Source organism: Brucella haematophila (assembly GCF_005938105.1).
In the GTDB taxonomy this organism is placed as follows: domain Bacteria; phylum Pseudomonadota; class Alphaproteobacteria; order Rhizobiales; family Rhizobiaceae; genus Brucella; species Brucella haematophila.
The window spans coordinates 1-12,753 of record NZ_VCPE01000033.1 but is presented as its reverse complement, the minus strand read 5'-3'; the positions used below and the strand labels follow the sequence as shown (position 1 = coordinate 12,753).

Here is a 12,753-nt window from a genome sequence, read left to right as displayed (position 1 = left end):
GAAACTTGACCGTGAATAAAAACCCGAACATTAATTAAAAGGCGGGTCAATTCTCGGTGGAAAAACCGGGTCACTTCTCAGCGGCAATCAACACCGTAATTGGAAGGTGGGGATCAGCGTACGCTTACGTCTCAACGAGTATGAGCTCGACCTATTGCGTCAGCGTTCCCTTTCAGCCCGCTATGAGAAGGCTCGCCGCGGTGAACTCGTCGTCAACGTTCCGGTCGGTTTCATAAAGGCCGGGGACAGGATTGAGAAGGATCCCGACCGGCGTACTCAGGACGCCATCACGCTTGTGTTTAATAAAGTTGCCGAACTTGGCAGTGCACGACAAGCCCTGCTATGGTTTCTTGAGCAGAGCTTGGAACTGCCGGTCAGGCGCACTGATGGCGATGTCATTTGGCGCAGGCCAAATTATGCAACGATCCATAGAATGATTGCGAATCCGATCTACGGTGGCGCGTACGCGTATGGTAAGAGTCGATCGGTGCCCCGATACGATGGTCAGTCTGGAATTCGTCGCAAAACACGTGATGAATGGCTGGCACTGATCCCGGATGCACATGAAGGTTATGTGAGTTGGGAACGGGCGGAGGAGATCCGTAAGCGTTCGCTGCGTTGCACATGTTTCTTAGCTTGACGTATTAAAGTTCCATGGGAGGGTAATCCCCCCATTTTTAGCGGGGTGCGACAGTAGAATTTACGCAGCCATTTTCAGTTTCTGTGTAGGGGTTATGCCGCCGATACCCATATTGGGCCGTTCGTTGTTATACGTCCAGAGCCATTGTGTAGCGAATTCCTGAGCCTCTTCGATGCTTTCAATGAAGCATGGACCATTTCACAAATACACAAAAGACCGGACACTCCCGATCGGCAACAGAATTGTTGGCTCGTAAAGTTTAATTTCTCGCGTGAAAGCTCTCCTATTACACCCCTTGATAATCCCAGGAGCAGCGGGAGAACAGGGGAGTACCTCAGCACCGGAACACGGTGAGCACCGCAAGCATCTCGTAACCTTCTGAAAACACAAATTTTTCTCTATGTTTCTGCGCCATTTGGCGCAATAGAGCCATACAAATGCTTCGATATTGTTCAACTTCGATGAAGTAAAGGAGCGATTGAGCTGAGTGGAAGGTGACATCTGAAGCGCGTATTCCCTCATTGCGGAGCACGAGGCGTTCCGTCATTGTCCGGTCAAGGAAACAAACAGGGATTACGAAAATGGCAAATGGACGACAGGCCTCGGTCAAACGGCTGAAGATGGCAGAGAGGGCGCAACAGCAGTTGGAGCTGCATTTCCCCGGCACCTCACCGACAATTCTCTGGCATCGCAAAACCAATGACGGCTTTACGACGGTTCCCAGGACGATGCCAATCGCCATGCAGGCTATTGACGCGCAGACAAAAGGTAGCCCGGCGGGCCACACACTTTTTGGGCTTTGGGCGCGCGCTCCGGATTTTCCGTTTGTGTCGATTGAGAACCCGACAACCTTTGCCGCCGAGGCGGGGTTTACGGGTGAGCGCGCGGTGGATACTTGGCGAAAGCGTATGAAGGCACTTCGTGATCTAGGGTTCATCGCCTGTAAGAAAGGGCCTTCGGGCGATTTCCATTACGTTATGCTCATCAACCCCAATGTGACCGTCGAATCACTGTACCAAAAGGGAAAGATCCAGGAGGGGCTTTATGCGCGCTTTATTGATCGTGTGATAGAAATTGGAGCTTTCGGCGAGATCGAAGCGTATAGGGAATATTTGGCAGCTTTGGACGCTCAGAACAAGGCGCAGGCAGCAAATTCGGAAAACGGTTCTGAAAGATTGGAAGAGCGGGTCGGCCCTTCGGCGGAACCTGCAAAATGATCTGGGTCAGAAACGAGAAAAACCCGCCAGAGGCGGGCCTTTCCTTTATATCGTATGACGATGAGGGTGGTGTTACCCCGCGACCTCACGCGCCTTTCGACAACCAACTTAGTCCGAACTGCCGTCGCTGTCAACGTCGGCAGTTCGATAAGGAATGACGCAATGCCTTTCACACCCGAAGAAATCCATAGTCTCCCCACGGTGCTATCAGCGCCACGGTTTGCGACTTATCTGGCGGAGAAGGCAAGTAATAAAGAGGCCGCGCTTGAACTCTATCGCTGGAATATGGAGTTGTCGGCGGCGTTCTTTGTTCCGCTTCAGATATGTGAAGTCAGCGTTCGCAATTCAATAGTCACGGCGATCGAGAGAACCTACGGTCCGAATTGGCCTTGGGAAAAGGGCTTCGAAATTAGTCTTCGTAACCCGGTGATCGGCTATAGTCCACGCCGGGATCTACTTGGCCTGAGCAGGCTACCGACGTCGGGGAAGATTGTAGCCGAACTAAAGTTTGTCTTCTGGGAGCGCATGTTCACGAAAAGCCATGATGCCGTAATCTGGAACAAGCAGTTCAAGACAGTCTTTCCGAATACGGATCCGCTGAAAACTATCCAGCAACTGCGAGCCGAGGGCTTTGATCGACTCGCGAGAATCCGCGATTTGCGCAATCGCATCGCTCATCACGAGCCAATTTTCAGGCGCAATGTTCAAGAGGAGTACGACAGGATTCGAGCCGTTGTGGCCTGGACCGATGAGACCGCCGCCGATTGGCTCGACAAGGTTGAGACTGTTACAACGATGATCGGACGAAAGCCTTGATGTCGTATCTAAATACTATGAATGGTGTGCTGCAACGACCTGTTCTGGAATAATTGGGACAACCCGCTAAAAACTAACACCAACGGTAACCTGGCGACAGCTGATACTGGAGCAGAATATTTAAGGCCAATCGGCGAACCAACCGGCATTGGCCAAGAATTTCTGACTGGCAATCAAAGCAGTGAGGCGCTTCTCAATGGTCAGTGGTGCACCGGTTCGGCGTGCATGCAATGGAAGAAAACCTCGCTTCGAAGCCGTCTTTCTTGGTTGATGCCGGAGAGAAAAACTCTAACCGACCGCCTGCTCCAGTAGCAATTGTTTTGGCAATGGCAAGACCAAGTCCTGCACCGCGCACAAGAGCCTGACCGCGCTCGAACGGCTCACTCAGCCGAGCAAGCGTTTCGGGCGGCACGACTGGGCCGCCATTAACAACACGCAGTTCCCCGTCGCATTTAAGACTTACGAGAACAGGCATGTCCTGTGCACCGTGTTTGAGTGCGTTTTCGATCAAGTTGCGCGCTAGTATGGCAAACGCATCCGCATCAATGCTCTTAAGCACGGGGCAATCAGGGAGAGTCAACTCAATGCGACCGACAGCATCGGTAGATCCGTTGAACTCACCTACAACTAATCGAAGGATTGCAGCAATATTTACTGGCTTTTCGGCAAGGAGCCGTCCGCCCTCGGCTCTTGCCAACTGCATCAGTTTTTCTGTCAAGCGGGCGAGGCGGCGCAGCGCCGTTTCCATGTCCTGCGCACGTTCGCGCGTGGTAGCATCGGGCGCCTCGACGATCAGTCTTTGCGACTGTGCGAGCGCCGCTGCCACCGGGGTGCGCAATTCGTGGGCTGATTTGGCTGCAAGACTGCGTTCGGCTTCCAGGGTCAGTTTCAAACGGTCCAACAGCCGATTTACCGCTATGGCAACAGTGTCAATTTCGGAGGGAAGCCCATTTACGGCGACTGGATCAAGATCTCCGCTGCCACGCGCCTCAATCTGATCGCGAAAACTGCGCACCGGCGCCATGGAGAGCCGCACGATGAGCCAGACACCGGTCAGGCCAAGGAGGACGGCTAGGGCGAGAGGTACGGCAAGCGTGTATAATATGTGCTTCGCCGTTTCGCGCCGGTGGGAGAGGGGTTCAGCGACAGTAATCGTGAGGCTGCCCTGCATGGCGGCGTCGGAGTAGAGCCGATGGGTCAGTGTGCTGCTGAAGCCCATTTTTGAATAGGGCGGAAAATTGGTCACGTCCGCATTATGCGAACGCATCTGCACGGTTCCGTCTGCGTCACGCACCACATAGGTGAAATATTCGTCGTGCTTGCGGAGGGTCGCCACTCGTTGGTCGGTGTCGTCGGCATCGCGTCCCAATATCTCAAGCGCCGCGACCGGCAGAATGCGCTGCGCCGTTTCTTCAAGGGCACTATCGAAGGCCTTATTCAGTTCGTGTTGCAGAAGCTGTGCAGTCACAATCGTTGTTACAACCCATAACAGGGCCGCGCCGAGCCCGAGCCAGAGCGAAAGTCTCCATTGCAGGCTCTTTGGCTGCATCATCTATTGTTTCCAAGCCGGTATCCGATGCCGCGAACCGTTTTGATGATCGCATGTCCAAGCTTTTTGCGGAGACGACTGACATGGACCTCAATTGTATTGCTCTCGACTTCTGAGCCAAAGGCATAGAGCCGGTCCTCGAGTTGCGACTTGGTCAATGCAATACCAGGTCGCTGCAGGAAGTTTTCTAGCAGTGCCCATTCGCGACCGGTCAGTTCAACGGGGCGCCCGTCCTGCCTCACGGTCTTGGCGGCCAGATCGATCTGGAGGTCGCCCATTTCGATCAATGGGTTGGGATTGCCGCTGTAACGTCGCGCAACGGCATTCAGTCTTGACGACAGTTCCGCCAGATCGAACGGTTTGATCATGTAATCGTCTGCCCCGGCATCGAGACCTTCGATCCTGTCGGTAATCTGGTCCAGTGCCGTGAGGATAATGACAGGCGTGACACTGCCTTTGGCGCGAAGGTTGCGTAAAAAATTGATACCCAGCCCGTCGGGAAGCATCAGGTCCAACAGGATTAGGTCGTAGACTGCAGAGTTGACATGCTCGGTTGCTTCGTCGAGCCGGGTCACCCAATCCACGGAATGGTTGACGGCGATATGGTCGCGAACGGCCTTGCCCAGGATTGTATCGTCTTCGATCATCAGAACCCGCATACAACAGCACCTTTATTCAATAAGAAGCGGCCCCGTGTCGACCCGATTCAGTCAGATGTGAAATTCTAACTGAAGCTGTAATCTGTCATTCCTCTGACGTCATATCCTTGCCAGCTTCAGCTGTTCGTCAGAAATGGCTGGCATTGTTCACTTCGAAGCGCATTGATCAGGAACAATGATATGATGGTAAATTACCTTGCGGCAATCTGCTTTTTAATGATCGTAGCAGGAAGTGGCGTGGCGCGAGCCGGTGATGACTGCCATGTGTCGATGGACAAGTGGCAATCTAGGGACGCGGTTCAGGCCATGGCTACTTCTCGCGGTTGGACCGTGGCGCGGATCAAAATCGACGACGGCTGTTATGAGGTCCGCGGCTCCGACAAAGCCGGAACGGCTTTCAGGGCTAAAGTTGATCCGGCTACGCTTGTTATAGTCAAGATAAAACACAAGGTTGGCGAATCCGACCATGACGATGACCGCCGTCGCAAATCAAGGGATAACGAGGGATAGCCGTCAGGTGCGGCGCCGGGCATGCCTTGCAGCCGCCGCATCGAGAAAACTCTCTGCCAAATAAGCAACCGGCGCTCCGCTTATAGAGCGCCTTCATTCAAGGAAAGACTTGTCATGTCTCGCAGTCCTGATCGTTATTCAAAAAGCATGGTTGTGATACACTGGATCACTGCAGCGTTGATCCTCGGAGCATGGTTGACGTCGGTGGGTGGACGCCGCATGGCGGAAAATCCGCCTTTGTTGCATTTTTCTCTAGGGCTTGCCGTGCTCGTGCTTGTTTTCCCACGCATTCTCTTGCGTCTTTCTGGCGCTGCGCCGTCAGCATCTCAGACGCAAGGGATGCTAGCCCTCGCAGCCAAGGTGGGTCATGCAGTACTCTATCTGTTTCTGCTCGCCTTGCCGCTCAGCGGCTGGTATGCCGCCTCGCGGATAGGTGTTCCCATATCCTTCTTCGGCATTTCCATACCCGCCATTGCTGCTCCCGTGCAGGGCGCTCCAGGACTGATCGCCGACTTCCATGAGAATGCCGGCACCATCATTCTTTATCTGGCCGGTCTTCATGCGCTGATAGCATTATGGCACCAATTCATTCTACGGGACGGAACACTTAAACGCATGTCGCTGCACTGATAGCGACTAGATCATCGTTGATGCTCGACGTGGCGGATCTGCCGGCAGGTCTGCCGCTTTCGTTTATCGCAGATCGGAGCGGTTCATTTCTTACAGAGCGCTGAAGCAGAAACCGTATCGGTGTCAGGTGGTGTTCAGCTCTTCTTGCGAGAGTAGCGGGCATAAGCGCGGATCGATCGAGGTCCGCGTGCCGTTTCTTTGAAAGAGGCAGACTGGCATGAAAGTACTTTTTGCAGCATTGGCAATGACCACGGCGCTTACGCTTCCGGATATCGCGATGGCGCGGCCCGTAACGCTGACAACGACGCTGAACAGTTATGGCGGTGACGGCGCGTATCTCGCTTATTACGTCATGGATGCTGAGGGTAAATATGCCGGTAGCCTTTGGATGGCTGGCGGCAAATCCAAATATTACGAACATCTGTCCGGATGGTATCGTGCAACGGGTGGCAATACGAGCGAGATCAACGGTATCACCGGCGCGAGCGTCGGTGCGGGTCGGACGCTTGAAATCACAGTTGATCTGGCCGACGCATTTTTTGATGCGGGCTACACATTGCATGTCGATGCTGCCGTGGAAGACATGCGCGACAGTCCCAATGAGGTGGTTATCCCGTTGACGTCCGGCGGTGCGAAAGTTCCAGTCAAAGGACACCGTTACATCGCAACAGCCGATTATTCTCTATAAACGGTGATTGCTATGTTCCGCATTATCCATCGTTGGCCGGGACTTCTCGCCGCGTTGCTACTGATTGTGCTCAGTATCAGCGGTGCAGCCCTGTCAATTTTTCCCGCTGTCGAAAGTATCTCATCTCCGCAGGCAGATGTGACACGTACGATCGCCGATCTGGCGGCGCGTGTTCAAGCGGTCTATCCGCAGGTGGAGCAAATCCGGCGGGCGCCGTCTGGCCGGATGACGGCCTATTGGTTCGATAATGGTGCGCCTCAGGCGGCGGTCATCGATCCCATTACCGGTCAGGGTATCGCTTCTGCCGATCCGAATCCAGTCGAACGCTGGCTGACAAACCTGCATCGTTCGCTCTTTCTTGATGATAGCGGTCGCATGGTCATGGCTGCGGGCGCTGCCGCCATGTTGGTACTGAGCCTGTCCGGGGTGGCGCTTGTCGCACGTCGGGCCGGGGGTTGGCAGCACTGGTTTTCGCGCCTGCGTGGCCCGCTCTCCGGGCGCCTGCATGTCGAGGTCGCCCGACTGGCCGTCGCAGGCCTGCTGCTTTCCTCGGCCACGGCTTTGTGGATGACGGCCTCCACCTTCGATCTGTTGCCTGATAGTGCGGTTTCGCCGGTCATGCAGACTGAGGCAAGCGGCCAGACTGGAGCGGTTCCGGCGACGATGGAACCGCTGCGGCAGATACCGGTTGCGGAAATGCGCAGCCTGTCATTCGCCGATCCATCCAACCCGATGGACATTCTCACCCTTAAGACCGACCGGGGCACCGGCTATATCGATCAGGGCACGGGCGCGCTTCTCGGCTGGAGCGGCCTGACCGGATGGCAACGTCTGTCGGAAACCATTTATATGCTCCATACGGGACGGGGGGCTTCTGTTCTGGCGCTGATCCTTGGCCTGGCGGCTCTTGGTGTGCCAGTCATGGCGGGCACGGGCGTTGTTCTCTGGTTCGCCGGGCGTCGCGGACGGCCACGTATTCGCTGCAATGTTTCCGCAGGAAAGGCGGAGACGATCATTCTCGTCGGCAGTGAAGGCGGTAGCACATGGGGCTTTGCCGCTACGCTGCATGCGGCGCTGTCCGACGCCGGTCAGGCCGTCCATGCCGCGCCGATGTCGGCTTTCGACCCGGCCCGTTACGGGCAGGCGCAGCGCATCCTCATCCTGGCCGCTACCTATGGCGACGGCGATGCGCCCGCTTCGGCCAAGGGGTTCCTTGAACGGCTCTCACCTCAGGCAGCGGATCCGGCAATTCCGCTGGCTGTGCTTGGGTTCGGCGACAGTAGCTTTCCTGCCTACTGCGCTTTCGCGCGGGCGGTGACGGAGACGGCGCATGCCGCCGGATGGAAAATGCTCATACCCTTTGACACGGTGGACCGTCAGTCGCCGCAGGCTTTTGCCCGATGGGGACGGACACTCGGTACTGCGATGACAATAAATCTTGAACTCACGCATCAGGTCGTTCAACCCACCGCCGTCCCGCTCACGCTTGTGTCGCGCCGTGATTATGGCGCCGCAGTACAGGCACCCGCAGCAATCCTGCGCTTTGCCTTGCCAAGGCTTTCCTTCTGGCAGCAAGTCCTTGGCTGCAGACTGGGGCGCTTTGTGGCCGGCGATCTCCTCGCCATCGTACCTTCGGGATCGACCGTTCCCCGGTTCTACTCGCTGGCTTCTGGACGCAACGACGGCTTTATAGAGATCGTCGTGAGAAAACATCCGGGTGGGCTATGCTCTTGCCAGCTCCTGGAACTGGAGCCCGGGGACACGATCAGCGCTTGCCTGCGTCGCAATCCAGGTTTCCATGCGGAGGATCGGACACATACGCCCCTGATTTTGATCGGCGCCGGAACAGGAATCGCACCTTTGACGGGTTTCATCCGTGCCAATACGCGGCATCGCCTGATCCATCTGTTCTTTGGAATGCGCCAGACGAATAGCGATTTTTTCTATGGCGACGAACTCCGTGAATGGAAGCAGAAGGGGCAAGTTGCGCAGATTAGCTCCTGTTGTTCACGCGGGAAAATGCCGCGCTATGTGCAGCATGTTCTTCGGGAGGATGCCGATGAAGTCACTCGGCTGATTCAGGAGGGGGCGCGGATCATGGTATGTGGCGGACGCGATATGGCCAACGGAGTCTCGTTGGTTCTTGCCGATATTCTGGGCCCCACTGGGCTGACATTAGCCAAACTCAGGGCGGAGGGACGTTATGTCGAAGACGTCTACTGAGATGCAACGTCACGCTTTGAGCGGGCCTACCATGGGTACACGTTGGTCAGCGTTGTTTTACCAAGCAGCGGGGTTCGATCCACAATCCGTTCGGGCCGCACTTCAGGCGGCAGTGGACGCGGTGGACATGCAGATGTCAACATGGAAGCCGGATAGTAATCTAACGCAGGTGAACGCCGCGCCGGTGGGACACTGGATAAAGGTGCCGCAGCAACTGCTGGACGTTTTGCGCCTTGCGCTCGACATTGGCCGTGCATCGGGCGGCGCGTTTGATTTCGGCATGGGCGATGCCGTAAGCGCCTGGGGTTTCGGGGCGTCAGAGGCGGCCCCTGAGCAGATACGAGCAGCGCTTGAGCGCGAGCGCCGACCAGCCCATGACGTTCTGGAACTGGACGTCGAGGGGGGAATGGTGCGAAAGTTAGCTCCCATCACGCTTGATCTCAATGGAATTGCCAAGGGATATGGTGTGGATCGTCTGACGGAGATATTGCGGTCTTTCGGGATTTCGTCCGGCCTCGTCGGAGTTGATGGGGAGATGCGGGCGCTCGGGTTGCGGCCAGATGGGAGTCCTTGGTCGATTGCAGTTGAAGCTCCTGACTATGGTCGTCGCGCAACCCACTCGGTTTTGGCTCTTCAGGATGCGGCGGTCGCCACGTCGGGCGATTATCGGCATTGGATTAATGTCAACGATTACCGCCTGTCGCACACCATGGACCCACGTCGCGGTGCTCCCTTGATGGAGCCTCCGGCGTCAGTCACCGTCGTGACACGTACCTGTGCCGAAGCGGATGCATGGGCCACAGCGCTAATGGTACTTGGTCCGAAGACCGGCGCGATACTGGCAAGGCGGTTACGCTTCAATGCTCTGTTCTTATTGCGTGCTGGGGGAACAACAATTCGGTGCGAGGCTGTAGGTGACTTATTCACCAGTTCACATTCTGGCGTACCATGACGCCCTTTAGCCGATGTTGGGTGAGATTCTCAACGCCCGAAGCGCATTGAGGATGACAGCGACGTCAATCAGCTCCTGGAGCAATGCACCCTGAACAGGTTTTAGATAACCGAACGCTGCTGCGATCATGGCGACTACAGAAAGACCAATCCCAACCACTACACTTTCGACAGCAATGCGCCTTGATCGCTTGGCAATTTCAATCCCAGCGCGAAGTCTATCTATTCTATCTACGAGGAGAACGACATCGGCCGCTTCTGCCGAGGCTGCCGCTCCCCTCGCACCCATGGCAACGCCAACATCAGCCGCTGCAAGTGCGGGCGCGTCGTTGACCCCATCTCCAACCATCATCACGGGGCCGTTCTTACGCTCGCTGAGCACGGTCAGCACCTTTTGATCGGGTGAAAGTTCGGAGTAGATGGCATCAAGCCCCAAACCCTTGGCGATGCGTTTGGCCACTGCAGCACGATCACCTGTCGCCAGCACTATTCGCTTTACGCCATCTTTGCGTAAGCCCCGTAACGTATCGACCACTTCGCCGCGCAAGGGATCGGCCATAATGATATAACCCGCGATGCTACCGTCTATCGCGACTGCAACCAGGGCCGCTCCAGCTTCTATATCGGGGATTTCACTCAGTTTTGCATTGACCTGTCTCTCAACGAAGCTACGTCCGCCGACAACGACGCTTTTGCGATCGACCCAGCCCGCGACGCCATCTCCTGCCAGTTCGCTTACATCGGTCGGCAATACAAGATCTATCCCGCGCCGCTGAGCGGCCAGTACAAGAGCCTGCGCCATCGGATGTTTGGACACTTGGTCAAGGGAGGCAGCGAAACGCAATAGATCATTTTCGCTCAATCCCGGCTGCGCGTTGATTGAAGTAATTTGTGGGCGGCCATCTGTCAGTGTTCCGGTCTTATCCAGCACCAACGTATTGATACGAGCCATATTTTCCAATGGACGAGCACCCTTTACCAGCACGCCGAAATGAGCGGAACGCGACAGTCCCGCAACAAGGGCGACGGGCACGGCCAGAATGAGAGGACATGGTGTCGCCACGACGAGAACGGCGACCGACCTTATCGGGTCTCCCGTGAACCACCATGCTCCGAAGGCGATTATGACGGTCACGATCAGAAAGCCGACAGACCACTGGTCTGCCAGTCTGGACATTGGAGCCTTGGAATGCTGTGCCTCTTCCACGAGGCGAACGATGCCAGCGTAGGTGCTATCCTTCGCTTCGTGCTTGGCAACGATATCGAAAGCATCGCCGGCATTCATTGAACCGCTTAGCACATCTGCTCCCGACGCAAGCGAAATCGGAAGTGACTCTCCCGTCAAAGCAGACATGTTTACGAAAGCTTTTACGGAAGTGATACTTCCGTCGACGGGGATGACATCTCCCTGACGGATCAGAAGGCGGTCACCGGGACGAATAGTTTCAACGGCAATCTCTTCGAGATGATCATCGACATATCGCATTGTTGTTCGCGGTGCGCGGGACAGCAAAGCATGCATCTCACGGCGTGCCCGCCCTTCGGCAAAGCTTTCAAGAAAGGCTCCCCCAGTATACATGAGGGCGACGATCGAAGCGGCCAGCATTTCCTCAAATGCCAGTGCGGCCGACATAGACATCGCGGCGACGATATCCAGCCCGAACTCCTTTCGCCATAAACTCCGGAGAATTTCGACCAGCAAAGTTGCCAGCACAGGCAAAGTGGCGATAGTCCAGGTTAGCCGCGCGCCGTATGAGTGGCCGGAGAAGTGCAAGCCGAGCCCGATCACAAGTCCGCACAAGGCAAAAATCATCAGGATTGTTTTTGATCGATCTTCAACCGAGAACCGCATCCTCATAGTCTCCTCGACCTATAGAATGAGCAAATTCTAGAGTCCTGCCTCTCACTGACTTCGATAATTCTTCTTTACATATGTATTCCCTATAAACTCAGATCCCCTGTCAGACCGATGTGCCGACCAAGGCCCCAATACCAGCCGTGATTGCCATCGCCAATGCGCCCCAAAAAGTGACGCGGACGGTTGCCTTAAGCATATTAGCTCCTCCTGTCTTGGCGCCGATTGCGCCTAGAAACGCAAGAAACAGCAAGGAAGAGATAGCAACCGCGTAAAGCAAGATCGAGGGAGGCGCGATGACAGCCATCAGCAAGGGTAGGGCGGCCCCGATCGAGAACGTGGCCGCTGAGGTCAGCGCTGCTTGCACAGGCCGTGCTTCCATGTGTTCGACGATTCCCAGTTCGTCACGGGCATGAGCTGCCAGAGCATTGTGTGAGGTCAGCTGTATTGCCACCTGCCGCGCCAATTCCGGGGTTAGGCCGCGATCAATATAGGCTTGCATCAATTCATTGAGCTCTGCTTCGGGCTGAGTTTCGAGTTCCTTGCGTTCTCTGGCAAGATCTGCCAACTCCGTATCGGATTGAGAGCTGACAGAAACATACTCACCCGCCGCCATAGACATCGCGCCTGCGACAAGGCCCGCGATGCCAGCGACTACTATCTGCGTCGTTCCCGTTGAAGCAGATGCGACGCCCAAAATGAGGCTTGCCGTTGAGACAATACCATCATTGGCGCCGAGTACCGCTGCACGAAGCCATCCGATCCGGGATACGAGGTGTTTTTCTGTATGCAATCGGCTCATTGAGGTACCTCCGGACATTGGATGCATATCATCATACCTCTATCGAGACCCTTTGCCAGTGGCCTGAAAATTTAAAGGTATAGCGGGTGTTGTCACGTTAAGTTTCTCTGGCCGGAAAGTCCAGGGGCTCGTAGATATTCAGGCGAAACAGGCCGCAATTTTCCATGCATCGAAAGCTTCGAGGCGATGGTAGCGAATTGTGTGTGCGGCTCG

At 55.7% G+C, this 12,753-nt stretch carries 12 protein-coding genes and 2 pseudogenes; 8 read left to right on the top strand and 6 right to left on the bottom strand.

Going from position 1 to position 12,753, the window contains the following annotated elements:
* The first annotated feature begins 154 nt into the window (after nt 1–154).
* Complete coding sequence (locus FGI60_RS25545; protein WP_235818711.1) at nt 155–640, top strand: recombinase family protein; 486 nt, start codon at nt 155–157, stop codon at nt 638–640.
* Nucleotides 641–700: 60 nt separating this feature from the next.
* On the opposite strand, the pseudogene FGI60_RS25540 reads toward FGI60_RS25545, so the two are convergent.
* Nucleotides 701–820: pseudogene (locus FGI60_RS25540) on the bottom strand (IS3 family transposase); the annotation flags it as partial.
* Between the two features lie 401 nt (nt 821–1,221).
* Here FGI60_RS25540 and FGI60_RS25535 point away from each other — a divergent pair.
* Both FGI60_RS25535 and FGI60_RS25530 read left to right on the top strand, forming a co-directional pair.
* The gene (locus tag FGI60_RS25535) at nt 1,222–1,857 is read left to right on the top strand and encodes a hypothetical protein (RefSeq protein ID WP_125303214.1); all 636 of its coding nucleotides are present in this window, start codon (nt 1,222–1,224) and stop codon (nt 1,855–1,857) included.
* A 162-nt stretch (nt 1,858–2,019) separates the two neighbouring features.
* On the top strand, nt 2,020–2,673 hold the full coding sequence (locus FGI60_RS25530) for a hypothetical protein (protein WP_094573457.1): 654 nt from the start codon (nt 2,020–2,022) through the stop codon (nt 2,671–2,673).
* 193 nt (nt 2,674–2,866) lie between these two features.
* Here the strand turns inward: FGI60_RS25530 and FGI60_RS25525 are convergent, their stop codons facing one another.
* Together FGI60_RS25525 and FGI60_RS25520 are read right to left on the bottom strand one after the other, a co-directional pair.
* Entirely contained in the window at nt 2,867–4,225 is a 1,359-nt protein-coding gene (locus FGI60_RS25525) for a sensor histidine kinase (protein ID WP_138787509.1), read from the bottom strand.
* The gene (locus tag FGI60_RS25520; protein WP_128095136.1) at nt 4,222–4,881 is read right to left on the bottom strand and encodes a response regulator; all 660 of its coding nucleotides are present in this window, start codon (nt 4,879–4,881) and stop codon (nt 4,222–4,224) included. Before FGI60_RS25520 ends, FGI60_RS25525 begins: the two co-directional genes overlap by 4 nt.
* 180 nt (nt 4,882–5,061) lie before the next feature.
* On the opposite strand from FGI60_RS25520, the gene FGI60_RS25515 reads away from it, so the two are divergent.
* The 5 genes from FGI60_RS25515 to FGI60_RS25495 all read left to right on the top strand — a co-directional run bounded on the left by FGI60_RS25515 (nt 5,062) and on the right by FGI60_RS25495 (nt 9,884).
* A complete protein-coding gene (locus tag FGI60_RS25515; RefSeq protein ID WP_235889938.1) occupies nt 5,062–5,391 on the top strand; it encodes a PepSY domain-containing protein in 330 nt (109 codons plus the stop codon).
* Between the two features lie 114 nt (nt 5,392–5,505).
* A complete protein-coding gene (locus tag FGI60_RS25510) occupies nt 5,506–6,021 on the top strand; it encodes a cytochrome b (RefSeq protein ID WP_128095135.1) in 516 nt (171 codons plus the stop codon).
* A 217-nt stretch (nt 6,022–6,238) separates the two neighbouring features.
* Nucleotides 6,239–6,709, top strand: a complete 471-nt coding sequence (locus FGI60_RS25505; protein WP_128095134.1) for a DUF2271 domain-containing protein — start codon at nt 6,239–6,241, stop codon at nt 6,707–6,709.
* A 12-nt stretch (nt 6,710–6,721) separates the two neighbouring features.
* Nucleotides 6,722–8,932: a PepSY domain-containing protein gene (locus FGI60_RS25500; RefSeq protein WP_138787508.1), complete on the top strand. Its 2,211-nt coding sequence runs from the start codon at nt 6,722–6,724 to the stop codon at nt 8,930–8,932.
* Nucleotides 8,913–9,884: an FAD:protein FMN transferase gene (locus FGI60_RS25495; protein WP_128095133.1), complete on the top strand. Its 972-nt coding sequence runs from the start codon at nt 8,913–8,915 to the stop codon at nt 9,882–9,884. Before FGI60_RS25500 ends, FGI60_RS25495 begins: the two co-directional genes overlap by 20 nt.
* 6 nt (nt 9,885–9,890) lie before the next feature.
* Here the strand turns inward: FGI60_RS25495 and FGI60_RS25490 are convergent, their stop codons facing one another.
* From FGI60_RS25490 to FGI60_RS26875, 3 genes and pseudogenes are all read right to left on the bottom strand, one after another.
* Nucleotides 9,891–11,735, bottom strand: a complete 1,845-nt coding sequence (locus FGI60_RS25490) for a heavy metal translocating P-type ATPase (protein ID WP_138787507.1) — start codon at nt 11,733–11,735, stop codon at nt 9,891–9,893.
* 109 nt (nt 11,736–11,844) lie between these two features.
* The gene (locus FGI60_RS25485) at nt 11,845–12,540 is read right to left on the bottom strand and encodes a VIT1/CCC1 transporter family protein (protein WP_094573449.1); all 696 of its coding nucleotides are present in this window, start codon (nt 12,538–12,540) and stop codon (nt 11,845–11,847) included.
* A 138-nt stretch (nt 12,541–12,678) separates the two neighbouring features.
* Nucleotides 12,679–12,753 (bottom strand): annotated as a pseudogene (locus FGI60_RS26875) (IS6 family transposase); the annotation flags it as partial.

Bases quoted from the DNA above. Each gene is read 5' to 3' on its own strand.
- FGI60_RS25535 (WP_125303214.1), top strand. From the start codon at position 1,222: ATGGCAAATGGACGACAGGCCTCGGTCAAACGGCTGAAGATGGCAGAG.
- FGI60_RS25530 (WP_094573457.1), top strand. From the start codon at position 2,020: ATGCCTTTCACACCCGAAGAAATCCATAGTCTCCCCACGGTGCTATCA.
- FGI60_RS25525 (WP_138787509.1), bottom strand. From the start codon at position 4,225: ATGATGCAGCCAAAGAGCCTGCAATGGAGACTTTCGCTCTGGCTCGGG.
- FGI60_RS25520 (WP_128095136.1), bottom strand. From the start codon at position 4,881: ATGCGGGTTCTGATGATCGAAGACGATACAATCCTGGGCAAGGCCGTT.
- FGI60_RS25515 (WP_235889938.1), top strand. From the start codon at position 5,062: ATGATGGTAAATTACCTTGCGGCAATCTGCTTTTTAATGATCGTAGCA.
- FGI60_RS25510 (WP_128095135.1), top strand. From the start codon at position 5,506: ATGTCTCGCAGTCCTGATCGTTATTCAAAAAGCATGGTTGTGATACAC.
- FGI60_RS25505 (WP_128095134.1), top strand. From the start codon at position 6,239: ATGAAAGTACTTTTTGCAGCATTGGCAATGACCACGGCGCTTACGCTT.
- FGI60_RS25500 (WP_138787508.1), top strand. From the start codon at position 6,722: ATGTTCCGCATTATCCATCGTTGGCCGGGACTTCTCGCCGCGTTGCTA.
- FGI60_RS25495 (WP_128095133.1), top strand. From the start codon at position 8,913: ATGTCGAAGACGTCTACTGAGATGCAACGTCACGCTTTGAGCGGGCCT.
- FGI60_RS25490 (WP_138787507.1), bottom strand. From the start codon at position 11,735: ATGCGGTTCTCGGTTGAAGATCGATCAAAAACAATCCTGATGATTTTT.
- FGI60_RS25485 (WP_094573449.1), bottom strand. From the start codon at position 12,540: ATGAGCCGATTGCATACAGAAAAACACCTCGTATCCCGGATCGGATGG.